We start from the raw sequence: 24,978 nt of genomic DNA on the forward strand, positions 1-24,978 counted from the left end.
TGTTTTGTACTGCGATTAATCCGTGTACAATAACGCGCTATTTCTAATGCCTGAGGCAAAGTTGTGATCGAAAATTTGCGTAATATCGCCATCATCGCGCACGTTGACCATGGTAAAACTACCCTGGTTGATAAGCTGCTACAGCAATCCGGTACGTTCGACGCGCGTGCCGAAACTCAAGAGCGAGTGATGGACTCCAACGATTTGGAGAAAGAGCGCGGGATTACCATCCTGGCTAAAAACACCGCTATCAAATGGAATGACTACCGTATCAACATCGTTGATACCCCGGGGCACGCCGACTTCGGTGGTGAAGTTGAACGTGTCATGTCCATGGTTGATTCCGTTCTGTTGGTCGTTGATGCAATGGATGGTCCGATGCCGCAGACGCGCTTCGTGACCAAAAAAGCCTTTGCTCATGGCCTGAAGCCAATTGTTGTTATCAACAAAGTTGACCGTCCGGGCGCGCGCCCTGACTGGGTTGTCGATCAGGTATTCGACCTGTTCGTTAACCTCGACGCTACCGACGAACAGCTGGACTTCCCTATCGTTTACGCTTCTGCGCTGAATGGTATTGCGGGTCTGGATCACGAAGATATGGCTGAAGACATGACTCCGCTGTATCAGACCATCGTCGATCGCGTACCGGCGCCGAACGTTGACCTTGATGGCCCGCTGCAGATGCAAATCTCCCAGCTGGACTACAACAACTACGTTGGCGTCATCGGCATCGGCCGCATCAAGCGCGGTAAAGTGAAGCCGAACCAGCAGGTCACTATCATTGATAGCGAAGGCAAAACTCGTAACGGTAAAGTCGGTAAAGTTCTGACCCATCTGGGCCTTGAGCGTATCGAGAGCGACGTTGCAGAAGCGGGCGATATCATCGCGATCACCGGCCTGGGCGAACTGAACATCTCTGACACCATCTGTGATACGCAGAATGTTGAAGCGCTGCCGGCGCTGTCTGTTGATGAGCCGACCGTCTCTATGTTCTTCTGCGTTAACACCTCGCCGTTCTGCGGTAAAGAAGGTAAGTACGTTACCTCTCGTCAGATCCTTGACCGCCTGAACAAAGAGCTGGTGCATAACGTGGCGCTGCGCGTTGAAGAAACGCCGGATGCAGACGCATTCCGCGTTTCTGGCCGTGGCGAACTGCACCTGTCCGTTCTTATCGAGAACATGCGTCGTGAAGGTTTCGAAATGGCGGTTTCCCGTCCGAAAGTTATCTTCCGCGAAATCGATGGCCGTAAGCAAGAGCCGTTCGAAAACGTCACGCTGGACGTTGAAGAACAGCACCAGGGTTCTGTGATGCAGGCGCTGGGTGAGCGTAAAGGCGATCTGAAAAACATGAATCCAGATGGCAAAGGCCGCGTACGTCTCGACTACGTGATCCCAAGCCGTGGTCTGATCGGCTTCCGTTCAGAATTCATGACCATGACCTCCGGTACCGGTCTGCTGTACTCCACCTTCAGCCACTACGACGACGTTCGTGCGGGTGATGTGGGTCAGCGTCAGAATGGTGTTCTGATCTCCAACGGCCAGGGTAAAGCGGTTGCGTTCGCACTGTTCAGCCTGCAGGATCGCGGTAAGCTGTTCCTGGGCCACGGCGCAGAAGTTTACGAAGGCCAGATTATCGGTATTCACAGTCGTTCTAACGACCTGACGGTAAACTGCCTGACCGGTAAGAAACTGACCAACATGCGTGCGTCCGGCACTGACGAAGCAACGGTTCTGGTTCCGCCGGTTAAGATGACCCTGGAGCAGGCTCTTGAGTTCATCGATGACGACGAACTGGTAGAAGTCACCCCGACCTCTGTCCGTATCCGTAAACGTCACCTGACCGAGAACGACCGTAAACGCGCGATGCGCGGTGCGAAAGAAGATTAATTAACGCTTCTTTCTGCTATCTGAACCCTGCCTCAATGGCAGGGTTTCTTTTTTGTACAAAGCCCTGCCGCCCATAGTCAAACTCCCCCTTTCCCGCTACAGTTAATTTTCCACGGTGCAAAAGGAGAGGACCATGCTCTATATCTTTGATTTAGGTAATGTGATTGTCGATATTGACTTCAACCGGGTGCTCGGGACGTGGAGCGATTTAACGCGAATTCCCCTTGCGACGCTGCAGCAGCATTTCACCATGGGCGAAGCGTTCCACCAGCACGAGCGCGGTGAAATCAGCGATGAAGATTTTGCGGCGGCGATGTGCCATGAAATGAACATGTCGCTTAGCTACGAGCAGTTCTCCCACGGCTGGCAGGCGGTTTTTGTTGCCCTGCGCCCGGAGGTTATCGCGATTATGCAAAAATTACGCGAGCAGGGGCATCGCGTTGTGGTTCTGTCCAACACGAACCGTTTGCATACGACTTTCTGGCCGGATGAGTACCCTGAAATACGCGCCGTGGCTGACCATATCTATCTTTCTCAAGAGATGGGGATGCGTAAACCGGAAGCGCGGATCTATCAGAGCGTCCTCGACGCTGAAGGTTTCGCCGCTGACGATACGGTCTTCTTCGATGATAACGCGGACAATATCGCCGGGGCTAACCTGCTGGGCATAACCAGCATTCTGGTGACCGGGAAGGAAACCATCCCCAACTATTTTGCTAAACAGCTATGCTAAAAACCGTTCATCAAAAAACCACGCGCCATCTGCGACCGCTGGTGGCCTGGCTCAAGCTGCTATGGCGGCGTATTGATGAAGATAATATGACGACACTGGCGGGGAATCTTGCCTATGTGTCGTTACTCTCCCTTGTGCCGCTTATTGCCGTCGTTTTCGCGCTGTTCGCGGCATTTCCGATGTTTTCTGATGTCAGTATCCAGATTCGCCACTTTATTTTCGCCAATTTCATTCCGGCAACCGGGGATGTCATTCAGGGCTACATTGAGCAGTTTGTCGCTAACTCCAGCCGAATGACCGCCGTGGGCGCTTTCGGTTTGATTGTGACATCGCTGCTGTTGATGTACTCCATTGATAGCGCGTTGAACACCATCTGGCGCAGTACCCGAACCCGGCCCAAAACCTACTCCTTTGCCGTTTACTGGATGATCCTCACCCTGGGGCCGCTGCTGGCGGGCGCCAGCCTTGCGATCAGCTCCTATCTTCTGTCGTTACGCTGGGCCAGCGACCTGAATAGCGTAATTGACGATGTGCTGCGTATTTTTCCGCTCATTTTATCCTGGGTGGCATTCTGGCTGCTTTACAGCATTGTGCCGACGGCCGAGGTGCGTAACCGCGATGCGATAATCGGCTCCCTGGTCGCTGCGCTGCTCTTTGAAGCGGGTAAGAAAGCTTTTGCTTTATATATCACCGCGTTCCCGTCATATCAGCTGATATATGGCGTGCTCGCCGTGGTGCCTATTTTGTTTGTCTGGGTGTACTGGACGTGGTGTATCGTCTTGCTTGGCGCTGAAATTACTGTCACTCTCGGTGAATACCGCAAACTGAAAAAAGAAGAAACAGAACAATCATGATTGCATTAATTCAACGCGTATCCCGAGCTAGCGTTACCGTGGAGGGTGAAGTGACGGGCGAAATCGGCCCCGGGCTTCTGGTGCTGTTAGGCGTCGAGAGAGACGATGATGAGCAAAAGGCGAACCGCCTGTGCGAGCGCGTGCTGGGATACCGTATTTTTAGCGATGCTGAAGGCAAAATGAATCTTAACGTGCAGCAGGCTGGCGGCAGCGTGCTGGTGGTTTCACAGTTTACGCTGGCAGCGGATACCGAGCGCGGGATGCGCCCTGGATTTTCTAAAGGGGCCGCGCCGGATAAAGCGGAAGCGCTGTACCAGTATTTCGTTGAGCGCTGCCGCCAGCAGCAAATGAATACGCAGACCGGGAGATTTGCTGCCGATATGCAGGTTTCTCTGGTGAATGATGGTCCCGTGACCTTTTGGTTGCAGGTATGAGCCAGCTTCCGGGCAGGCTGCGGGTAACAAAAGAGAGTACAGCTATGTATCACCTTCGTGTACCGCAAACAGAAGAAGAGTTAGAGAGCTACTACCAGTTCCGCTGGGAGATGCTGCGTAAGCCGCTGCATCAGCCGAAAGGGTCCGAGCGCGATGCGTGGGATGCGATGGCGCACCATCAAATGGTGGTCGATGAAGAGGGCAATCTGGTTGCCGTCGGGCGGCTGTATGTGAATGCGGAAAACGAAGCTTCTATTCGTTTTATGGCCGTGCATCCGTCAGTACAGGATAAAGGGCTGGGAACCCTGATGGCGATGACGCTGGAGTCCGTCGCCCGTCAGGAAGGCGTTAAGCGCGTGACCTGTAGCGCCCGCGAAGATGCGGTGGAGTTCTTCGCTAAGCTCGGTTTTGTGAATCAGGGCGAAATCACCACGCCGACCACCACGCCGATCCGTCATTTTCTGATGATTAAGCCGATAGCCTCGCTGGACGATATTTTACATCGCGGCGACTGGTGCGCTCAGCTGCAGCAGGCCTGGTATCAGCACATCCCTCTCAGCGAGAAAATGGGCGTGCGCATCCAGCAGTATACCGGGCAAAAATTCATAACCACCATGCCGGAAGCCGGTAACCAGAACCCACACCATACGCTGTTTGCCGGCAGCCTGTTTTCTCAGGCAACGTTAACCGGCTGGGGGCTTATCTGGCTGATGCTGCGCGAGCGGCATCTTGGCGGCACGATTATCCTTGCCGATGCGCATATCCGCTACAGCCAGCCCATTAGCGGACGCCCCAGCGCCGTTGCCGATCTCGGTTCGTTAAGCGGCGATCTTGACCGGCTGGCGCGAGGCCGCAAAGCGCGCGTTCAACTGCAGGTTGAACTGTTTGGTGACGATCGGCTCGGCGCGGTTTTTGAGGGTATCTATATTGTTCTTCCTGCGAAGCCGTTTGGCCCGTATGAAGAGGGCGGTAACGAAGAGGAGTAGTCTCCGTTTATACCGGTCTATTGCTCTGGTGACTTCACCCGCCAGGCGATATCCCTCATCGCGCTTCCGGCCGCCGGGCTGATGCCGCCCAGCTGAAAGAAGCCGTGGATCACCCCGAGATAACGCTGACAGGTACAGTTAACGCCCTGCTCAAGCAGGCGCTGGTAAAGCGTTTCGCCTTCATCACGCAAAGGGTCGTATTCCGCCGTCAGAATATGCACTGGCGGTAAGCCGTGAAAGTCTTTACGCCACAGCGGGCTGGCTTCCGGGTGATGGAGCTCCGTCGCTGAAAGGTACATTTCATAGCCACTGAGCAGCGTATCTTCGGTGATGATGTAATCTTTACCGTTATCGATATAGCTCTTCATGCTGGCGGTGGCGTCCAGCATCGGGTAAATCAAAACCAGCTGCGCGGGCTGCCAGACCTGCGCGGTTTTGAGCCGCAGTGCGGTCACTAATGCCAGATGTCCCCCGGCGCTGTCGCCAGCCAGCGTAATACGGGAAGCGTCGATGCCCAGCTGCCCGGCGTGGCGGTGAATAATCAGCGCGCCTCTCTCCGCATCGTCATGAGCGGCAGGGAAAGTATGCTCCGGCGCCAGCCGGTATTGCATGGCGATAACGCGGCAGCCGCTGTGATATGCCAGCTGGCGGAGCTGATGGTCATGCGTGGCGAAACCGCCGCTGATAAAGCAGCCACCGTGGAAATAGATAACGGCAGGTAGTGCGCCAGAAGCGTTAAGGGGAGAGACAACGCGAAATATCATGCCCTCAAGCTCGATGTCTTCTACCTGAACGCGCTTTTCCTGTTCCCCAGCCAGTACTGTGCTGGCGATATAGCCGCGTCTCCGGTCATCAATATTCTGTTCGCGTGATGAGGGGCGGCCCGCATCGATAAATTCCCGCACCAGCTCTGCGATACCCTTTTCAAGCGCCATTTTTTATTCCCTTAACCTGTTTGGATATACAGGGTTATAGCCTGATTGTGAGCAAAAGAAAACCGGGGATTTTCGTTGAGAAGTGATTCTGGAAAGCGGCTCGCAAACTCAAAAAGTTTGCCGGCATACCGGGAGCGATTACGCCTTGTCAATGGTAAGCCGGGCGACAGGCGCCACCCGGCATGATGCCTGTCGTTATTCCCCTTCGCCAGGGAACAGGAACGGGTTGATGGAGCTGCGGGCGAAGCCCTCTTGTTCCATTCGTGCGTCCAGTACCAGCGAGGCGAGGTCGTCGGCGACGGCTTCCACTTTAGGGTCTTTTTCCTGATAGAGAATCTTCAGGTAGGTACCGCAGTCGCCGCAGGTTTCGGCCTTAATCGCCGACTGCTCGTTATCTAATGACCAGTAGTGCAGATCGCGCGTCTGTTCGCAGTTGCTGCACTTCACGCGCACCACGTGCCACTCGGTTTCGCACAGGTTGCAGTGCAGATAACGCAGCCCCTGTGTGGTACCAATTTGCACTATGCTGGAGACCGGCATCGAGCCGCAAACCGGGCAGAACTGACGCTGTTCACCATATTCAGCGCGGGCTTTTCCGGGGATCAAGCTGGCCATCTGCGCCCAATAGAGCGAGAGCGCGGCCCAGATAAACGGCGCTTTATCGCTGCTGACAGAGGCAAAATCGGACGCAAATAGCGCGCTTGCCATCAGTTCCAGCTCCTGTTCGGAGGCTTTTTCCAGATTCTCAATGACCGCCAGCGCCGGGCCGCTCATCTCCGGCTTCAGTTCGGCAATCAGCGAATGCAGCAGCTTGTGCCAGTGCTTATCGCGCGGCAAAACGTGGATATCCAGCGGCGGTTTACCCTGGTCGTTCGCTTCTTTGATGCGCGCGGTGAGATCCATCTGCAGCGGATGGTCGTACAGCACCACTTCCTGCGCGTGGGCGATAAGCGCGGCAAAGCGCAGGTAATCGCCCAGCGGGTTATTTTCAGCCAGTTCGCGCAGGCGTTCGGCGCGACGGTTATATAAATTTTTGAGCCGGGGAAACAACAACGGCGGGATCATATCCGTCGCGCGTTTCTCGCTCTTTTCCAGCTCATCTTGCGGGATGATACGAATGCTCATTCAGTCACTTCCTGGTTTCAGCAGATTCGGCGATGGTCGCGTCCGCTCTGCGATTTGGCGGGCATCACGCGCCCGCTCTGGTGATGTCATTAATGATAACCGCAATTGGTATACGGGATATACCCACGACATCGCAATGTGTGCGTTACGATACCTGATATCGATAACCCCGACTATGCACCGTTGGGGTTAGCCACCCTGCGCCATGGCTTGAGCGAACCGGGAAACGTGCCGCTCCGGCCTGCGGCGCACTATGGTTAACGTTGTCAAAACAGCACGTTATCCGCAAAAAAATGGCGTCGATATACGACGCCATTTCAGAGACGAACAACGCGCTCGGGTCTACGACTGGCGCTTATCCTGCTTTTCGCGGACTTCACGATACCAGCGCGGGTGATGTTTCTTCGCCCAGGTCTTCGTCACCCAGCCTTCTACCATTGCGGTTATCGTGCCCTTCACCCACAGCGCAGCGTAAATATGCACCATGATCACCACAATCAGCGCCACCGCAGAGAAGGAGTGCAGCATCAGCGCGAAGCGGATAACCGGGATGGAGAAGGCCGGCGCAAAGTACGGACGCCAGATGATCACGCCGCTCACCAGCAGCAGCACCAGGAAGATAATCGCCGCCCAGAACACGCATTTCTGGCCGAAGTTATAGCGCCCGGTGTCGCCCACTTCCTCGTTGACGACAATCTTGCGAATATTTTTCGCCCAGAAAATATCGTCCCGGTTGATCAGGTTGTGGTGCCAGTAGCGGAAGAACATGATGATGAACGAAGCAAACATAATCACGCCCACGAACGGGTGTAGAATACGCGCCAGCTGCGGGGTGCCCATGATGTGCATCAGCCAGTTGAAGGACGGGAAGAAAAAGCCCAGTCCGCTCACTGCCGCCAGCACGAAGCAGAAGGCGGTGACCCAGTGGTTGATTCGCTCCGGCGCGGTGTAGCGCACGATGGTGTCACGTCTTTTCATTTGCGCACCTCGTCTTTCTCTTCATCCAGATTGTCCTCTTCCTCTTCCGCGCGGTTCGGACCGACGCCGACGTAGTGGAAGATGCTGGCGGCGAAGGTGGCCGCAAAGCCGACCGCCGCGAGAGGCTTCCAGATCCCTTTCCAGAACTTAACCGTGGCGCTGATTTCCGGGTTCTCCGGCAGGCCGTGGTACAGGTTCGGCTTGTCGGCGTGGTGCAGCACGTACATCACGTGCGTGCCGCCAACGCCGGCCGGATCGTACAGCCCCGCATTGTCGTAGCCGCGGGTTTTCAGCTCGGCGACGCGCTCGCCCGCCAGCGTTTTCATCTCCTCTTTGGAGCCAAAGTGGATAGCGCCGGTCGGGCAGGTTTTCACGCACGCCGGCTCCTGGCCAACGTTAACGCGGTCGACGCACAGCGTGCATTTGTAGACGCGGTTGTCTTCCGGATTCAGGCGCGGCACGTTGAACGGGCAGCCGGCGATGCAGTAACCACAGCCGATGCACTGCTCGGACTGGAAGTCGACGATGCCGTTGGCGTACTGAATGATCGCCCCTTCCGCCGGGCAGGCCTTCAGGCAGCCTGGGTCGGCGCAGTGCATACAGCCATCCTTGCGGATGAGCCACTCCAGTTTGTCGTTCTGCTCCACTTCCGAGAAGCGCATCACGGTCCAGGATTTGGCGGTCAGGTCGGCGGGGTTATCGTACACCCCGACGTTGTGACCGACTTCATCCCGGATGTCGTTCCACTCGGAACAGGCCACCTGGCAGGCTTTACAGCCGATACAGGTGGTGACGTCGATAAGCTTCGCCACCTCTTCCTGGTGGTCCCGCGCGCGGGGCGCGGGGGTGAAGCCGTTAGTCGCGGAACGACGGATAATGTCTTGCGATTGATAAGCCATAATTCGTCTCCGTTACGCCTTTTCCACGTTCACGAGGAAAGCCTTGAACTCCGGCGTCTGCGTGTTCGCATCACCGACAAACGGCGTCAGGGTATTGGCGATAAACCCTTTCTTCGCCACGCCTTCGTAGCCCCAGTGAATCGGAATACCGATAGTATCTATATCCTTACCGTCCGCTTTCAGCGTGCGAATACGCTTGGTCACCACCGCCTTGGCTTTGATATAGCCGCGGTTAGAGGAGACCTTCACGGTATCGCCATGAGCGATGCCGTGCTTGTTCGCCAGCTTCTCTCCGATCTCCACGAATTGTTCCGGCTGCGCGATGGCGTTAAGCAGCGCGTGCTTGGTCCAGTAGTGGAAGTGCTCGGTCAGGCGGTAAGTGGTGCCGACGTAAGGGAATTTATCCGCTTTGCCCATCTGCTCAAGGTCGCCTTTAAAGACGCGCGCGGCCGGGTTCGAGACCACGTTCGGGTGCAGCGGGTTAGTGCCCAGCGGCGTTTCAAACGGCTCGTAGTGTTCCGGGAACGGCCCTTCCGCCATCTTATCGATAGCGAACAGACGCCCCATCCCTTCCGGCTGCATGATGAACGGTCCGACATCGCTGTCCGGCGCTGCGGCGCTGTAGTCTGGAATGTCCACGCCGCCCCACTTCGCGCCGTCCCATTTCAGGAGCTGGCGCTTCGGATCCCACGGTTTACCCTGCGGGTCCGCGGAGGCGCGGTTATACAAAATGCGGCGGTTGAGCGGCCACGCCCATGCCCAGCCCAGCGTATTGCCGAGGCCAGACGGATCGGCGTTATCGCGACGCGCCATCTGGTTGCCGTCAGGCGTCCAGCTACCGGCGAAGATCCAGCAGCCGCTGGAGGTGGTGCCGTCATCGCGCAGCTGCGCAAATGAGCTGAGCTGCTGGCCCTTCTTGACAATCACCGCCCCGGTTGCCGGGTCGATAATGTCTGCCAGCGCCTTGCCGTTGCTCTCCATCGCCACTTCTTCCGACGCTGGTTCATGCGGCGTGGCGTAGTTCCACGTCATGTTCAGCACCGGTTCCGGCGCCGGTCCGCCCTGTTCGGCGTACATCTTGCGCAGCCGTAAGAAGATACCGGCGAGGATCTCACCGTCGGTGGTCGCAATCCCCGGGGCGTCCGCGCCTTTCCAGTGCCACTGCAGCCAGCGGCCGGAGTTGACGATAGAACCGTTCTCTTCGGCGAAGCAGGTGGACGGCAGGCGGAACACTTCGGTCTGGATTTTCGTCGGATCGACGTCGTTCGACTCCCCGTGGTTTTGCCAGAAGGTGGATGTTTCGGTATTGAGCGGGTCGATGGTCACCAGGAACTTCAGCTTCGACAGCGACGCGACAACCTTGTTTTTGTTCGGGAACGAGGCTACCGGGTTAAAGCCCTGGCAGATATAGCCGTTCACTTTGCCCTGGTTCATCATCTCGAAGTATTGCAGGACGTCGTAGCCCTTATCCCACTTCGGCAGCCAGTCAAAGCCCCAGCTGTTTTCCGCCGTGGCTTTATCGCCAAAGAAGGCCTTCATCATGGAGACGAAGAATTTCGGGTAATTACCCCAGTAGTTCACCTGGTCCTTCAACAGCGGTTTCGGCGTGTTGGCGGCGAGGTAGGTTTGCAGGTCAGTCTGTTTCTCGCTCGGCAGCGTCATATAGCCAGGCAGGCTCTGCGACAGCAGCCCCAGGTCGGTGAGGCCCTGAATATTGGAGTGGCCGCGCAGGGCGTTTACGCCACCGCCCGCCATGCCCATATTGCCGAGCAGCAGCTGGATCATCGCCATGGTGCGAATGTTCTGCGCGCCGATGGAGTGCTGCGTCCAGCCCAGCGCGTACAGGAATGACGCGGTTTTATCGTGCGCGCTGGTTTCCGCGATGTACTCGCAGACTTTGAGGAAGTCAGCTTTTGGCGTTCCGCAGATGTTTTCGACAACTTCCGGCGTATAGCGGGAAACGTGCTGCTTCAGCAGGTTCCATACGCAGCGCGGATGCTGCAGCGTGGTATCGCGTTTGGCAAAGCCGTTTTCATCCAGCTCATAGTTCCAGGACGTTTTATCGTACTTGCGGGCTTCGGCGTCGTAGCCGCTGAACAAACCGTCTTCAAAGCTGTAATCTTCACGCACGATCAGGCTGGCGTTGGTATAGGCTTCGGTATATTCACGGTTGATTTTTTCATTGTTCAGCAGGTACAGGATGACGCCTGACAGGAAGGTAATGTCAGTACCGGAACGAATTGGGGTATAGAAATCAGCCACCGCCGCGGTACGCGTAAAGCGCGGATCGATCACAATCAGCTTCGCGCCGTTGTGAATCTTGGCTTCCATCGCCCAGCGGAATCCAACCGGGTGTGCTTCAGCGGCGTTGCCGCCCATCACCACCACGAGATTGGCGTTTTTGATGTCGACCCAGTGGTTGGTCATCGCACCGCGACCAAATGTTGGAGCAAGACTTGCTACCGTTGGTCCGTGTCAGACGCGCGCCTGGTTGTCGACCGCGAGCATACCGAGCGCGCGGGTAAATTTCTGGGTTAAATAACCGGTTTCGTTACTGGAGGCGGAGGCGCACAGCATACCGGTGGTCAGCCAGCGGTTGACGGTGGTGCCTTCGCTATTCTGCGCGACAAAGTTGGCGTCGCGGTCCTCTTTCATCAGCTTAGCGATGCGGTCGAACGCTTCATCCCAGCTGATTTGCTGCCATTTATCGGAGCCTGGCGCACGGTATTCTGGAAATTTCAGGCGACTTTCGGAGTGGATAAAGTCCACCAGTCCGGCCCCTTTAGGGCAGAGCGCGCCACGGTTGACCGGATGGTCCGGGTCACCTTCGATATGGAAGATAGACGCTTTGGCATTTTTTGCGCCGTCGCCGAGGCTGTACATTAACAGCCCACAGCCAACGGAACAGTAAGTGCAGGTGTTACGGGTTTCGCGGGTGCGCAGCAGCTTGTACTGCCGTGTTTCCGCGAGCGCTAAACCGGGCGCAAAGCCCAGCGCCGCCGCCGTGGTTCCTGCCATACCGCCAGCGCAGATCTTAAAGAACTGCCTTCTGCTGACCTGCATGGTTCGCTCCTTGTTTCGACATTGTCACGTATAGTTATTTGCTTTGCGGTAAGAGCCGCAAAGGTTCAGAATTAGGGGTAATTTCCCTCGTTCCCGAAGGGATATAAACAGAATACCACATTGTGTGTATGCCTGTTCCAATACGGTTAAGACAAAGTGAACAAGAAGCCTCTTGAACAAATCGAAAATGTGATTGATATCACAGGTTATCGCCAGGTATCGCTCTGGAAGCGCCAAAATTTGCAACATCCTCAGCCAGACGAGTTAGCTGAAGAGGTACCCGTTGCGCTGGTCTATAACGGCATCTCGCACGTGGTGATGATGGCGACGCCGAAAGACCTGGCGCAGTTCGCCGTCGGCTTTTCCTTATCCGAAGGGATTATCGAAAACCGGGGCGAGATTTATGGTATGGACGTCATTCAGGCCTGTAACGGCCTGGAAGTGCAAATCGAGCTTTCCAGCCGCCGCTTTATGGGGCTGAAAGAGCGCCGTCGCGCGCTAGCCGGGCGCACCGGCTGTGGCGTATGCGGCGTTGAGCAGCTCAACGATATCGGCAAGCCCGTGCAGCCGCTACCCTTTACCCAAGCGTTCGATCTGGCGAATCTCGATCGCGCGTTGGCGCACCTGCATGATTTTCAGCCGATAGGCCGCCTTACCGGCTGTACTCATGCCGCGGCCTGGGTTAGTCCTTCCGGCGAGCTCGCGGGCGGCCATGAAGATGTTGGTCGCCACGTGGCGCTAGACAAACTCCTGGGACACCGCGCGGAGTCAGAAGGCGCCTGGCAGAACGGCGCGGCACTGGTCTCCAGCCGCGCCAGCTATGAGATGGTGCAGAAGGCAGCTATGTGCGGGGTGGAAATCCTCTTTGCGGTCTCTGCCGCGACCACGCTGGCGGTTGACGTTGCCGAGCGCTGTAACCTGACGCTGGTGGGATTCTGCAAGCCGGGCAGGGCGACCGTTTACACGCATCCGCAGCGGTTAATCGCGGGTTAAATTTAAGTCAATTTTTTTGAATGATGACAACAAATCCTTCCGCTTTTTGTTTGGCGATGTGCGAGCTACTATTTATCACATCAAGGCACGGCGCCTTATTCAAACAACTAACGTAAAGGGTTTATATCATGAAAAGCATCAAAACTTTTGTCGCAGTTATCGCTCTGGCCGCTTCTTTTGGTTCCTTCGCTGCGGAAACCGTAACCGCAACCGCCGCAACGATGGACGGTGCGGAAGCGAAAATCGCCGCTCAGGCCCAGGCCGCAGGCGCATCGTCTTACAAAATTACCGAAGCGTTTACCGGTAACCGCGTGCACATGACTGCGGAACTGAATAAATAAGCGTAAAGCTACTGTCGAAAGAGCGCCCAAGGGGCGCTTTTTTTGTGTCTGAAGGCATGTTTATTTTATTGTTAATTAAGTCTTTTTATTCGGTGGTCCGCTTATTGCAACACGATGAACAGTCGACAATAAAAGGTTCCCGCTATGCCGCTGTTCTATAAAAACCCCGTGATTCATGCCGATTACGCCGATCCCGATGTTATTCGCACAGGCGATGATTTCTGGATGGTGGCTTCCAGTTTCCATCAATTACCCGGCTTACCGCTTCTCCACTCACGCGATCTCATCCACTGGCAAATCGTTAATCATATTGTTAAACGTCTGCCATCGCCGGAATATGACAGCGTTCAGCCGGGAAAGGGGATTTGGGCGCCTTCCATACGTTTTCATGGGGGCCTGTTCTGGGTTTTCTACAGTTTGCCCGACGAGGGTATTTTTGTTTCCCACGCCCGGGATCCGTTAGGCGAGTGGAGCGAACCCTATTGTCTGAAAGCTTCCCCCGGCTGGATAGACCCTTGCCCGTTCTGGGACGATGATGGACGAGCCTGGCTGATTCACGCTTTTGCTTTTAGCCGCAGCGGGGTGAAAAATAAGCTCCAGCTTTTTGAAATGGCGCCGGATGCATCCCGGTTGCTGGATAACGGCCGGATCGTTGTTGACGGAACGCCCTCGCATCCCACTCTGGAAGGCCCCAAATTATATAAGCGCAATGGCGAATACTGGATATTCGCCCCGGCCGGCGGCGTCAAGCGAGGCTGGCAAACGGTCATGCGTGCCCCGACGCTATGTGGTCCATGGCAAAGTCGCGATGTCCTGCATCAGGGGAATTCGCCGATAAATGGTCCTCATCAGGGGGCATGGGTTGAACTGGAGAACGGTGAAAACTGGTTTTTCCACTTTCAGGACAAAGGCGTGTATGGCCGGATAGTGCATCTTCAGCCGCTTTGCTGGGGCGCTGACGGTTGGCCGCAAATTGGCCAGAGGCTTAATGACACCGGTAAAGGTCAGCCCGTCAGCCTGCATCGTTTACCCGCATTGCCCGTTGTGCCGTGCTGTTTACAGACCAGCGACGATTTCCGGCACGGCCAACCCGGTCTTCAGTGGCAATGGCAGGCAAACCCCCAGCGCCACTGGCTCACGCCTCATCAGCAAGGGTTACGCTTGCGCTGCGCGCTAACCTCTGGCGATATCAGCCTCTATCGCTTACCTCAACTGCTGCTGCAAAAGTTTCCCGCTGAACGTTTTGATGTGCAGACCGCGGTTGAACCGATGTTTTTTCAGGATGGCGATGAAGCGGGGATCGCGATTTACGGTCAGCGCTTTGCCGCACTGTGCGTGACGTACCGCACGGCGAATTTGCAGCTCGCGCTATGCCACGGATGGATAGACGATCGCGGTGAAACGCATCAACAATCCATTGGACTTGAGGAGGTCACCGGTTGCAAGGAGATTGAGCTAGGGTTTCAGGTGGACTATGACGGGGTGGTCCATTTTCGTTATCGGCTTGCGCAGCGTGAATGGCGGCAGGTGACACCGCAGTTTTCCGCCGGAGCGGGAAAATGGATCGGCGCGCGTATGGGTATTTATGCCCGTAGTGAGCGTGAAAACGTCAAAGGCAGCGCCATATTCTCACCGTTTATCGTGCGTTTGCAGTAAGCCCTGCGGGCGACACCAGAAGGGCAGCGAAGCTGCCCTTTACGGCGTTTAATCGAAGTAATAGCGAATGCCGAGGCGGAATCGCACCTGATCGTCGTGATTCTGATCCTGATCGAGCCAGGCGACTTCCGCATAGGGGAGCCAGTGTTTATCGACCCGGTAGCGCGCCACAATACTTGGCTCCCAGTGGGTTTTCTGCCCATTTGAGGCATTGAAGTCGTTTGTGTTGACGAAGAACTCCGGGTTCAGCTGGAGCCACAGTTTCTCGGTCGCCTGGTAATTAAGGTACAGGTCAAACTGATGGCTGTCGTTATAATCCATATAGCCGTTGTAATCTCGGTCTTTATGGGTCATATGGTTATAGCGATAGCGGCTGCTAAAACTTAAGGTTTTACTGATTTTATAATCGAGACTGATATAAGGAGCCAGTTTTGTTCCTTTATTATCAATATCGGTTAATCCGCCCGGCGTCAGCGTCCATTTTTCATTAAGCGGGATCGGATACCAGCCTTCAAACTCCTGGAACGAGCTTTTCATTTGATTAAAATCTTGTCCGAGGTCGTACATTGCTGAGGCCAGCACGCCTGCGCCATTATCAAATATATGACCAAGGCCAATTTTATACTGATTTTTCTCCGAAGCTGTAGTATGTGCGTAGCGATTATCAACCCAGGTTGCCGCGGCAAACGTATTTAGCGTAAAGCAGGATAGCGGTATGCCGATTAAAAGCGTGTTTAATGTTTTCATTTTTATTCCTGTAGGATTTATAGAATTTCGTTATTTCGATGAAACAATAAAAGACATTTATTAAATAGCAATTGCTGTGCCATAAAATAAAGTTCTTAAAATACATGGTGTTGAGTTTAATGTGTTTAACCGCTATTCGACACTGACTCTGTTTGTGTATTTGCGTCGAGGATCTAATATAGTAAACTAGGTACTTATCATAACGGTTTTGTAATAGCGTACCGGAGTGGCTGATGCTGTAGCCAGCGTTGAAATTCATCCAGTACACACTGAACCAGACGGCGAGTTTCATTATTTAATGCTCCGGCAATATGGCTGGTTAATTGCACATTCGGTAGCGAATAGAGGAGAGAACCTGCTTGCGGCGGTTCCGGTTTGGTGACGTCCAGCAAAGCCGTCAGGTCAGGCCGTTGCTGCAAAACGCTAATCAGCTCCTGTTCGTTAACCTGAAGTCCGCGGCCGGTATTGATAAATACGGCGCCAGGGCGCATAAGGGAGAAGAGATCACCGTTAAGTACGCCAATATTATCTTCCCGATTGGGAAGGTGGTTGCTGATGACCATTGCGCTGGAAAAGGCCTGCTCAAGGGAGCAAACCCGCTTTTCAGGCCGTGATGGAATCATCAGGACTTCAAGATAAAATGGCTGCAATAATCGCTGTAGGGTCTGCGATATTGCACCAGCACCGATGAGTGCTACGCGCTCCTGATAGTTTCCCGGCGCCGTATGATTATTTGCCAATGCTGAAAAAAATTCTGGGCCAGTATATTCTCGCTGATTACGGAAATAGCCTTTACAGCCCAGCAGGATCTGTGCGAGGCAAAACTCCGCGACGGGAATGGCGTTTGCCTGCCAGGCGCTGACCACTTTTATCCCGCGTGCGAGTAACGGCGTGGAAAAATACTCAGTCGCTCCGGCCGCATAAAAGATAACCTTTAAGTTAGGGAGCTTATCAAGCTGTGTTTCAGTCAGGGTGAACATTCCCCATGTGGAAAATATAACCTCGATGTTTTTTAAGTGTGCAAGATGGGCGTCGATATTGTCTGGCGTAATTAATTCAGGGTAAAGGCTGATGCGTGACGATATGTCGGCAACAAAGAGCGGCTGATAAACCTGATGAAACTTCTCCGGGTGACCAGAGAATAGAGCGGCGTGCCAGGTCATAGAGACTCCGGAAAAAATGGCTCCCTTTCATTAAAGGGAGCCGGGTGAAGCATTAAATAATCCCAACGCCTGCGGCCGCAAAGCCAAAGACAATCAGCATAATTAATACCTTATTCGGGCTAACCTTTTTATTCAGTAGTTTCAGGCAGCCCAGGACTAAAAGCAGAGGAATTAAGCCAACGCAAATTTTGTCGAGGATCTCCTGCAGCACAAAGGGCTGCCCGGCGATGGTGGTTTTAAAGGTAGTGGTGAACTTCACCATGCTGGCGCTCATCGCCCCCACCATCATCAATCCCATAATCGACGACGCTTTCGTTATACAGCTCAGCAGTCCCGACTGCGTCGCTTCGGCGATATATTTCGAGCCTAAGCGGTAGCCCATCACGCCGCCGTAATAGCGCAGCAGATAGCTGGGAATATTGTAAATCAGCAGGAACAGCAGCGGTCCAAGCGGATTGCCCTGCGACGCCAGGCCAATAGCGATCCCGGTGGCGATAACACGCAGCACGCCGTAGAAAAATGAATCGCCTACCCCGGCAAATGGCCCCATTAAGGCCACTTTGATGCCGTTAATACTCGAGGTATCAAAGTTCGGGTTGGCGGCGTTCTCTTTTTCCATAGACAGCGTCAGGCCCATAATAAACGGCGCCAGATGCTGGTTGGTATTGAAGAACTGGCTGTTTCGCTTAAGCGATTCAAGATAACGGTGCGGGTCGTTGGCGTAGATTTTCTTCAGCATCGGCGCCAGCGCCCAGCCGTAGCTTAATCCCTCCATACGGGTGAAGTTCATCGACCCCAGCAGCGGAAACTGGCGGATAAAAAGCTGACGGAAAAGCTTTTTCTCGCTTTTATCATCGGCGTAAGCGCTAACGCCTGGTGTCTGGATATCAGTCATTGAAGAACCCATCCTTATCGTCGACTGAAGCGGGCGCAGCCGCCGTTGCCGTTTGTTTATTCGCTTTAAGTTGATTGAATTCGTTAAAGCACAGATAGACCGCTACCGAGGCCGCGATAATTGCGATCCCCATAATCGGCAGCTGCAAATAAGCCGCCATCGCAAAACCGATAAAAAAGAAGGCGGCAATATTACGGTTCCACAACGCCTTCAGCAGAATGGCGAACCCGAGAGCCGGGAGAATGCCGCCAACCGCCGTCATGCCGCGCATGACCGTACCCGGAATGCTCTCGACCAGGCTGCGGATGACCTCGGTGCCAAAGAGCACGCCAAAAAAGGCGATCAGGGCGAAGGGGACGCCGTAAAAAAAGGTCATACCGAGTGTCAGACCCAGCGCCGCGCGGTCACGTCCCTGTTCCAGTAGCGCATCGTATTTTTCAACCAGGGCGGTATAGACCAGCTTCAGCACCTGATAAACAAACACCGCCAGCAGGCTGATCGGCAGCGCCAGCGCAACGGCCACCGGCGGTTCGGCGTGGGTCAGGATCGTAAAAGCGGTTGCCAGCACTGAACCCACCGCCAGATCGGCAGGAACCGAGCCGCCGATGGTGATGGTGCCAAGGAAAATCAGCTCCAGCGTGGCGCCGATGATAATCCCCTGCTGCAAATCTCCCAGCACCAGACCCACCAGCGCGCCGCAAATGAGCGGGCGTTCGATCAGCGGTTGCCCCAGAGTATGGTCGGCGGTTTTCACCAGAAACATAATGACAGCAACAAGAATTGCGGAAGTTAACATAGCGACCTCGTTTAGCTGGCGGCGTTGCCCAGCATCTCAATCAGGTTTTTTACCGGATGAGAAGGCAGGACCTGGTATTCAACGGCAACGCCGCGGTTGGCGATGGCGTGGAAATCCGCCACATCTTCCGGCGTCACATAGACGGTATCGCTAATGCGCTTTTTTGCCGCCAGATTGTCGGTAATGCGCCCGAAGTTAGCGACGTTTAGCGTTTTTATTCCCGGCACCTGCTCGACCAGCCGACGGGCGTCGGTGGCGTTGTTAACGATCACCATAATTTTCATGGCTTCCGAACGCGGGTCGTTAAGCACATCGCCTGCATCCTTTACCGCCATGATGGCGCACTTTGCAGTATCGGGAGCCGCCATGCGCAGCGACATTTTCTGCACTTCGTTATTCACGATCTGGTCATTGGCGACCAGGATGCGGTTCACGCCCAGATGCTTGGTCCAGACCACGGCAACCTGTCCGTGGATTAAACGATCGTCAATACGTACTAAAGAAATCATGGTGTAGCTCCAGTTAGCAAAAGTAGGGTGTCCAGACGCGGGAAAGGCGAACCAGGGCTTCGAAATAGAAGTAATCGCCCCAGAGGTTAGGTTCGTTAATGCCCATATTGCGGCCAAAGTTATACACGCCTTCGCGCAGCAGGCCGTCCTGCGCGTGGGCAAAGTAACGCTCGCGTAAATTGCGCATTATCAGTTCGATGGCGTTGCCGTAGGCCGGGCGCAGCGGGTCGGTGAGCGGTAACAGCTTCAGCAGTTCCGCCAGACCGCAGACGGCTATCGCCGCGGCGGAAGTGTCCCGATACTGGTTATTTTCGGCAGTAAAAATCAGATCCCAATAGCAGACAAAGTCTTCCGGCAGGCGGTTAAGAAAATAGTGCGTCAGGCGGCGAGAGAGCTCGGGCTGCCAGGCATCGCCGGTGTGGGCATATCCCAGCGCAAAACCGTAAATTCCCCATGCCTGACCGCGCGACCAGCAGGAGCTATCGCTGAACCCCTGGTGCGTATCCCCGCGTAGCGGCTTGCCATTATGAACATCCATATAGAATGTATGAAAAGTAGAGGCGTCTCCACGCACCAGATAGCGTGCGGCCTGCGCCAGATGACAGCAGGCCGCATCGCGCCACCGTTGGTTACCGGTTTCGTTGGCGGCCCAAAAAAGCAGCGGAACATTGAGGTTGCAGTCGATGATCATTCGCCCCTGACGCGCCGGGTCATTTAAATCTCCCCACGCCTGAATGACGCCCGCCGTGGCGTTAAAGCGGCGATAGAGCAGCTCGGCCGCGCGCAGGGCGAGTTCGCGTGCGCGCAGGTTGCCGGTGAGCTTCCAGGCGTTAACGCAGGAGAGGAGATAGAGAAAGCCCAGGTCGTGGGTATCCACTTTAATCTGCTTATCGAGACGTTCTTCAAAGCTATCGAGCAGGCTTTCCGCCACCGCCCGATATTTATCATCGCCGGTAACCTCCCAGGCGAGCCACAGCATGCCGGTCCAGAATCCCTCGGTCCAGTCGACTCTTTCCACGCTTTCGTAGCGGCCATAGCTGGCGCTGGCCGCAGGAAAGGTTGCCGTAAAGCGCGGCAGAATGGCGTCGAGCCGGGTCAGAACGTCGCCGATGGCCCCGTCAAGCCAGGCGCGATCCAGCCCCGGCTGCGGTAAGAAGTAGCGGCTATCAAGCGCTTCAAGTGCGATAGTCACAGGGTGTCCTCCCCGGCAAAGAAATCATCAATATTGTCCTGCGTTTTATGCTGTGTCGCCTGGCGCGCCGCCATAATTTCCGGCAGCAGATTCATGTACTGCATTGCTCCGCTGGCGGCGGCAAATGCGTCCTGGAGCCGCAGGGCGGTATCGGTGTGTCCCGACATGCAAAACTCCATCAACATAATCAGGCTGGCGCCGCTGATGACGTGCGCGTGGGGATATTTGACCATCATCTGTACGGCGGTATTGTTGACGCTCCCGCCGGGCATATCGGTAAAGAGCACCAGCTCATTGCCGCGACCGGCCGCCTGCCGGGCGATAGCGTCAAAGCGGATGGCCAGTTCAGCCGTTGACTCAATTTCACCGCAGTAGGCGCAGACGGGCGTGACGCCATGGTCGTCGCCAATCAGCAGATTTAATGCCGACACTATCCCTTCTGCGTAGCGGCCATGGGTTGCGATGTACATCTCTCGCATTGCTTATTCCTTCATCTTTTCAGGTATCTGAAAAAGAAAAAAGCAATCAGCGTGCCAGATTTTTATTTGTATGTTTTTAAAGGATAAAAAATGTTTTTTGGACGCTTTTTGCAGTGTTGAATGGGCAATTTATTCAGTGTCGACAGGTTTGCCAGCCGACGCTGGCAACGGGGGTTAATGGTCGGGGTTAAAGCCGATCCACGGCTCCATGATTTCATAAATCATCAGCACTTCGGTAAGCGGCAGGGTGATATTGTATTTGCGGTTCAGGGCCTGGAAAAAGGTGTCGTGGACGGCGACAAACGTCTGCTGCGCCAGCGTAAGCTCCGCCTCTTCCCGGTGGCGCACGCCGTTGTTGACCATTACCCGCTCGATCATCAGGGCGATATGCATAAACAGATTGATGCGCAGATAGCTTTCAAAATGGATTTTATAGAAGGCTTCATACTGCTTAATGACCGCTTCGACTTCATCAATAATCACCACCGGATTGAGGAAGTTGAGGCGGCTGGCGACGCCTTCGACGGTAAACAGCTTGACCACTTCATCAATCATGGGCTCCAGACCGCCTTCCATTAGCAACCCGTTGAAATAATCGCGTTTTAACACCTGTGTCTTTTCTTTTATCAGCTGCTCTACGCTAAGTAGCGGAATATACCCGGCTTCCAGATCGGTAGTCGTAATGATCAGCCGTGTACCATTAAGCGCCGGATCGGCGTGGGCTATTTTCCATTTCAAATCGTCATACTCCATCGTAATGATATCGATCTCCTCCTGGGCCAGGAAACGCTGGACGATATCTTTCAGCTTGCGGGAGATCCCTTCGCCGGAGATGCAGGAGATAATGATTTTATTGCCCGGCAACACGCCCGCGTAGTAGCGCGTTTCCACCTCATACGCCCCTTTTGCGCTCTCAATAATCGCCTCCATCGGCAGCTTGTCCTGGATTTTGGCCGCAATATCCAGCGCCATGGCCGTGCTGACGTTGTTGATAACCAACAGCTCACCATGAAGATGGAGCTTAATCTCTTCGTAAATCTCTTTTAGCGACCCCATATCCACCAGAATAATCAGCCCCGCCCCCTGCCTAAGACGGGAAACATGGGCGATCAGCAGGTCGATAATCTCCCTGGTCGACGTCGCGTTCGCCATGTCGAAGGCTTTAAAGTAGTAACCCCCGGTCAGCTGGTTGGCGATACCGGCAATGCTCGACGCGGTGGCGCGGCCGTGGGAAACGATAATCCCCTGAATCGGATCGTCTTCGCCGGCGAGAGTATGAAAAGCGCAGCTTAGCAGCGGCAGCAGCAGGGGCAGCGGCTGCTGGGTGACATGTTTGCTCAGCAAAGCGAGACACTCCTCGGCCAGCAGCCGCGCCTTCGCGGAAACATAGTCGGAAATGGTTTGCAGTTCGCCTGCGTTGACCGTCTCCTCAGCGTCATGTAGCGCATAGCTAACGCAGAGCCAGACAGCCTTGCGGATCTCCTGGCTACAGGAGATACCGGTCAAACTCTCCAGTTCGTCGAGAGCGTGAACGGTGTTCTGCCAGATATAGCCGCGGTACAGTGCCTCGGCGGCAATCGCGCCGCTGACGGTGGTCAGCAGCTGTTCCATTTTGCGATTCAGCAGCAGAACATTACCGCTGTGGCAAAAGTCGCGAAAAATCACCTCATCGCGCATCGCCTTTGGCAGAAGCTGGCTGGCGCTCAGCGCGCCATTATCCGCATTAGCGGCAATACGGATTATTTCGCCGCCGGACGCTGGGCCGCGTAGCGTAATAACCTCGGCTTCGCGATTATCGCTCCAGGCGCTGGCGCACATCACTTTGATCTGGTTTTTTAACTCCCCGATATTGCCGCGCACGGGGCAGGTAACCAGCTGATGCATCAGCTGATTATCGAGATGGATATCCCGACGCAGGCTGCGCGCTTCTTGATGCAAAAAGTGGCTGACCTGCGCGACGCGCTCGGTAAGAGGGCGAGAAATATAGTTTGGCAGCGTAACGCGCACCGGAATACGGCGACGGAAGGTGTTGAGCAGGACGGTATCGATATTTTCCGTAGTGGCGAAGATAAAGCGCAGCGACGCCGGATGGCGCGTACGGTTATCGCCAAGGCGGTAGAAATACCCCTTGTCCATAAACAGAAATAACTTTTCCTGGTTCTCTGCCGAGAGGCGATGAACTTCGTCGAGAAATAGAAACCCACCATCGGCATCATCAAAAGCGCCGCGTTTTTCGCGGTCGGCTCCGGTGAAAGCGCCCCGGATATAGCCGAAAAGGGTCGCCGAAAGCAGCTCCGGGTTATTGGCATAGTCGGCGCAGTTAAGCTCAACGAAGGGTTTGTCTGCTGCGATAACGCCGCGATCGAGGGCATACTGATAAATCAGCGTCGCCAGATGGCTTTTGCCGACGCCGCTCTCCCCGGAGAGCAGGATAGGCAAACCGTCACCGGGATAATCTACCGCCGAGCGGCACAGCGCGACGGCTTCGGCCAGGCTGCCGTGCGCGCCAATCAACGGCTGAAAGGCGTCGTGCTTTTTCGACACTATGAGTGATGCCTGAACGCTTTCCTTACCGTTGGTCTGTACAAAGAAGCGCACCGGCCGGGTATTTTCTTTACTCAGATGGCCGTCATCGCACAGCCTGTTAAGGTAATGGCTGATAACGCTGCGGTTAACCTGCATAAAGTCCGCACAGTCCTGAGCCGTGAACCCCGCGGGTTTCTGCGCATAATGAGTAACTATTTTCTGGAATAACTTTTCTTTTGCCGACAGCGCCATTTTTCAATGTCCCGGGTAGAGTAGAAAATAGCGTCGATTCTATTTAGACACTAGACACTACTATTTTTATTAGACACTGAGTACTTTCTACGCTATTAGATAAAAATGAAACTACGTTTTGATTAGATTGTGATGAAGATCGCCACCGATTTGATGGGGTGTAGAAGCTGGCGCCCCGCGCGCAAGCGGCCGAAGAACCGGACTGCCTGAGCGGGGCGATAAACGCGCCGTGAACCTTCCTGACGCAAAAAAATGCGCTATTTATCACATTTCCGCCTTTTCATTATCGCTGGGCTTAAAGGTGAAAAGGGGCAGCCCGCCGGCGAAATTATCTCCTCAAGTAACCTGATGATCTAAAAGAAAATAAAAAGAGAACTGTTAAGGCGATCTCATTTTATAAAAGAGATTTTGATCACAAAAGTCAGGCAAATAAAACCACTGTCAATATTAGGCTGGCAGAGATTTATCAGCATATTGTGATCTCCCTTGCAAATAATGCCCTTGAACTCAGGGAAAAATGTGGGCAAGCAAAACAGCGGAGATGGGCAATGAAAATTGGCATTGTTATTAGCGGCGGCGATGTTTCAGGAATTAATAATTTTATATTCCAGATCGCCAGACTGGCGAATGCCGATATCACTATTTTTAATGGTGGAATTCCTGGGCTGTTGGATAAAAACCATCAGGAGGTGGCCTGGCGGGATCTGGTCGATTTCTCCATTGCCGCAATTCCGATCATTACCTCCGGGCGCACCAGCCGTCGATTGCTGCGTAGTGAATATGAAACAATAGCCAAAAAAATTAAATCACTGCGCATTGATGTGCTGATTATGGCTGGCGGCGACGGTAGCCTGCAGTTTCTCAATACGCTGAGTGAATTTGATATTAATTGCTTTGGCGTCGGGATGACTATCGATAATGATGTATACGGCAGTGATTATACGATTGGTTTCTCCACCGCCTGCGAGCAGATTATTAAAGAGGTTTCCCGCTTAAGAAATACCGGAAGAGCATTACCGGGCCGCGTCTTTATGGTTGAAATTCTGGGCGGGTATTGTGGAGAGCTAACGTTGCAATCCGCGATAAAAAGTAACGCCGATGTCGCCCTGATCCCGGAATCGCAGCTGCCGTTGGAAACGCTGGCCGAGCGGGTGAAGCATAAGCTGACACAGCAGAACAGCGTGGTGATCCTGTGCTCTGAAGGCTACACCAGGGAATACTCTCCCGGATTTCAGGGAGCCATTGATACCATGATTAAGCAGCTCGAACCGCAAATTGGCGTGCGTATTCGTAAAACTATCGTTGGCTACGGTTTGCGCAATGGCGATCCGACCTGCGAAGAGATTTACCAGGGCACGATTATGGCCAGTGAAGTGGTTCGTTGCATTCAGTCAGGGATGAAAAATAAAGCCATTATAATTAATTCAAGTAACAAACCTATTCCGATTGATTTAATTAGTATGAAAAAACGTCTGGTCGATACTGAAGGACATCATTATAAACTTGCCAAACAACTCAATATAATTTGAGGAGAC

General features: G+C 54.4%; 22 protein-coding genes. 9 read left to right on the forward strand and 13 right to left on the reverse strand.

Annotated features, from left to right (window positions below; genetic code table 11):
- The first annotated feature begins 63 nt into the window (after positions 1 to 63).
- The 5 genes from typA to fabY all read left to right on the forward strand — a co-directional run bounded on the left by typA (position 64) and on the right by fabY (position 4,894).
- The gene (typA, locus tag IYV58_RS00165) at positions 64 to 1,887 is read left to right on the forward strand and encodes a ribosome-dependent GTPase TypA (protein WP_004127103.1); all 1,824 of its coding nucleotides are present in this window, start codon (positions 64 to 66) and stop codon (positions 1,885 to 1,887) included.
- 133 nt (positions 1,888 to 2,020) lie between these two features.
- The gene (yihX, locus tag IYV58_RS00170; RefSeq protein ID WP_195729357.1) at positions 2,021 to 2,620 is read left to right on the forward strand and encodes a glucose-1-phosphatase; all 600 of its coding nucleotides are present in this window, start codon (positions 2,021 to 2,023) and stop codon (positions 2,618 to 2,620) included.
- On the forward strand, positions 2,614 to 3,474 hold the full coding sequence (locus IYV58_RS00175) for a virulence factor BrkB family protein (RefSeq protein ID WP_004127107.1): 861 nt from the start codon (positions 2,614 to 2,616) through the stop codon (positions 3,472 to 3,474). The genes yihX and IYV58_RS00175 overlap by 7 nt, the downstream gene beginning before the upstream one ends.
- Positions 3,471 to 3,908 carry a D-aminoacyl-tRNA deacylase gene (gene dtd / locus IYV58_RS00180; protein ID WP_004127110.1) on the forward strand — a complete coding sequence of 146 codons (438 nt, stop codon included), beginning with the start codon at positions 3,471 to 3,473 and terminating at the stop codon, positions 3,906 to 3,908. Before IYV58_RS00175 ends, dtd begins: the two co-directional genes overlap by 4 nt.
- 44 nt (positions 3,909 to 3,952) lie before the next feature.
- Entirely contained in the window at positions 3,953 to 4,894 is a 942-nt protein-coding gene (gene fabY / locus IYV58_RS00185) for a fatty acid biosynthesis protein FabY (protein WP_004127112.1), read from the forward strand.
- Positions 4,895 to 4,911: 17 nt separating this feature from the next.
- Here fabY and IYV58_RS00190 read toward each other — a convergent pair whose 3' ends face one another.
- The 5 genes from IYV58_RS00190 to fdnG all read right to left on the reverse strand — a co-directional run bounded on the left by IYV58_RS00190 (position 4,912) and on the right by fdnG (position 11,894).
- Positions 4,912 to 5,829 carry an alpha/beta hydrolase gene (locus IYV58_RS00190; protein WP_142445132.1) on the reverse strand — a complete coding sequence of 306 codons (918 nt, stop codon included), beginning with the start codon at positions 5,827 to 5,829 and terminating at the stop codon, positions 4,912 to 4,914.
- A gap of 195 nt (positions 5,830 to 6,024) precedes the next feature.
- Complete coding sequence (fdhE, locus tag IYV58_RS00195; protein WP_004127117.1) at positions 6,025 to 6,954, reverse strand: formate dehydrogenase accessory protein FdhE; 930 nt, start codon at positions 6,952 to 6,954, stop codon at positions 6,025 to 6,027.
- A gap of 342 nt (positions 6,955 to 7,296) precedes the next feature.
- On the reverse strand, positions 7,297 to 7,932 hold the full coding sequence (gene fdoI, locus IYV58_RS00200) for a formate dehydrogenase cytochrome b556 subunit (protein ID WP_004127119.1): 636 nt from the start codon (positions 7,930 to 7,932) through the stop codon (positions 7,297 to 7,299).
- A complete protein-coding gene (gene fdxH, locus IYV58_RS00205; protein WP_004122548.1) occupies positions 7,929 to 8,831 on the reverse strand; it encodes a formate dehydrogenase subunit beta in 903 nt (300 codons plus the stop codon). The genes fdoI and fdxH overlap by 4 nt, the downstream gene beginning before the upstream one ends.
- 12 nt (positions 8,832 to 8,843) lie before the next feature.
- On the reverse strand, positions 8,844 to 11,894 hold the full coding sequence (gene fdnG / locus IYV58_RS00210; RefSeq protein WP_195729358.1) for a formate dehydrogenase-N subunit alpha: 3,051 nt from the start codon (positions 11,892 to 11,894) through the stop codon (positions 8,844 to 8,846).
- A 156-nt stretch (positions 11,895 to 12,050) separates the two neighbouring features.
- Here fdnG and fdhD point away from each other — a divergent pair, with 156 nt between their 5' ends.
- The 3 genes from fdhD (at position 12,051) to IYV58_RS00225 (ending at position 14,884) form a co-directional block, all read left to right on the forward strand.
- Positions 12,051 to 12,887 (forward strand): formate dehydrogenase accessory sulfurtransferase FdhD, encoded by an 837-nt coding sequence (gene fdhD, locus IYV58_RS00215; RefSeq protein ID WP_004127123.1) that lies wholly within the window; start codon positions 12,051 to 12,053, stop codon positions 12,885 to 12,887.
- A 128-nt stretch (positions 12,888 to 13,015) separates the two neighbouring features.
- A complete protein-coding gene (locus IYV58_RS00220; protein WP_004127125.1) occupies positions 13,016 to 13,228 on the forward strand; it encodes a YdgH/BhsA/McbA-like domain containing protein in 213 nt (70 codons plus the stop codon).
- Between the two features lie 144 nt (positions 13,229 to 13,372).
- Entirely contained in the window at positions 13,373 to 14,884 is a 1,512-nt protein-coding gene (locus IYV58_RS00225; protein ID WP_195729359.1) for a glycoside hydrolase family 43 protein, read from the forward strand.
- Between the two features lie 48 nt (positions 14,885 to 14,932).
- On the opposite strand, the gene IYV58_RS00230 is transcribed toward IYV58_RS00225, so the two are convergent.
- The 8 genes from IYV58_RS00230 to IYV58_RS00265 form a co-directional block, all read right to left on the reverse strand.
- A complete protein-coding gene (locus tag IYV58_RS00230) occupies positions 14,933 to 15,631 on the reverse strand; it encodes an oligogalacturonate-specific porin KdgM family protein (RefSeq protein WP_049114737.1) in 699 nt (232 codons plus the stop codon).
- 197 nt (positions 15,632 to 15,828) lie between these two features.
- Complete coding sequence (locus IYV58_RS00235) at positions 15,829 to 16,794, reverse strand: hydroxyacid dehydrogenase (RefSeq protein WP_004127131.1); 966 nt, start codon at positions 16,792 to 16,794, stop codon at positions 15,829 to 15,831.
- A 52-nt stretch (positions 16,795 to 16,846) separates the two neighbouring features.
- Positions 16,847 to 17,689, reverse strand: a complete 843-nt coding sequence (locus IYV58_RS00240; protein ID WP_195729360.1) for a PTS system mannose/fructose/sorbose family transporter subunit IID — start codon at positions 17,687 to 17,689, stop codon at positions 16,847 to 16,849.
- On the reverse strand, positions 17,682 to 18,485 hold the full coding sequence (locus IYV58_RS00245) for a PTS mannose/fructose/sorbose/N-acetylgalactosamine transporter subunit IIC (RefSeq protein WP_004127136.1): 804 nt from the start codon (positions 18,483 to 18,485) through the stop codon (positions 17,682 to 17,684). Before IYV58_RS00245 ends, IYV58_RS00240 begins: the two co-directional genes overlap by 8 nt.
- Positions 18,486 to 18,496: 11 nt before the next feature.
- A complete protein-coding gene (locus IYV58_RS00250; RefSeq protein WP_004127139.1) occupies positions 18,497 to 18,994 on the reverse strand; it encodes a PTS sugar transporter subunit IIB in 498 nt (165 codons plus the stop codon).
- A 13-nt stretch (positions 18,995 to 19,007) separates the two neighbouring features.
- The gene (locus tag IYV58_RS00255; RefSeq protein ID WP_195729361.1) at positions 19,008 to 20,186 is read right to left on the reverse strand and encodes a glycoside hydrolase family 88 protein; all 1,179 of its coding nucleotides are present in this window, start codon (positions 20,184 to 20,186) and stop codon (positions 19,008 to 19,010) included.
- Positions 20,183 to 20,665, reverse strand: coding sequence for a PTS sugar transporter subunit IIA (locus IYV58_RS00260; protein WP_004127145.1), 483 nt, complete (start codon positions 20,663 to 20,665; stop codon positions 20,183 to 20,185). The genes IYV58_RS00255 and IYV58_RS00260 overlap by 4 nt, the downstream gene beginning before the upstream one ends.
- 174 nt (positions 20,666 to 20,839) lie before the next feature.
- Complete coding sequence (locus tag IYV58_RS00265; RefSeq protein ID WP_195729362.1) at positions 20,840 to 23,443, reverse strand: sigma 54-interacting transcriptional regulator; 2,604 nt, start codon at positions 23,441 to 23,443, stop codon at positions 20,840 to 20,842.
- Positions 23,444 to 23,991: 548 nt separating this feature from the next.
- Here IYV58_RS00265 and IYV58_RS00270 point away from each other — a divergent pair.
- Entirely contained in the window at positions 23,992 to 24,972 is a 981-nt protein-coding gene (locus tag IYV58_RS00270; RefSeq protein ID WP_004127151.1) for a 6-phosphofructokinase, read from the forward strand.
- Positions 24,973 to 24,978 lie beyond the last annotated feature (6 nt).

Source organism: Klebsiella sp. BDA134-6, assembly GCF_015601345.1.
Taxonomy (GTDB): Bacteria; Pseudomonadota; Gammaproteobacteria; order Enterobacterales; family Enterobacteriaceae; genus Klebsiella; species Klebsiella grimontii.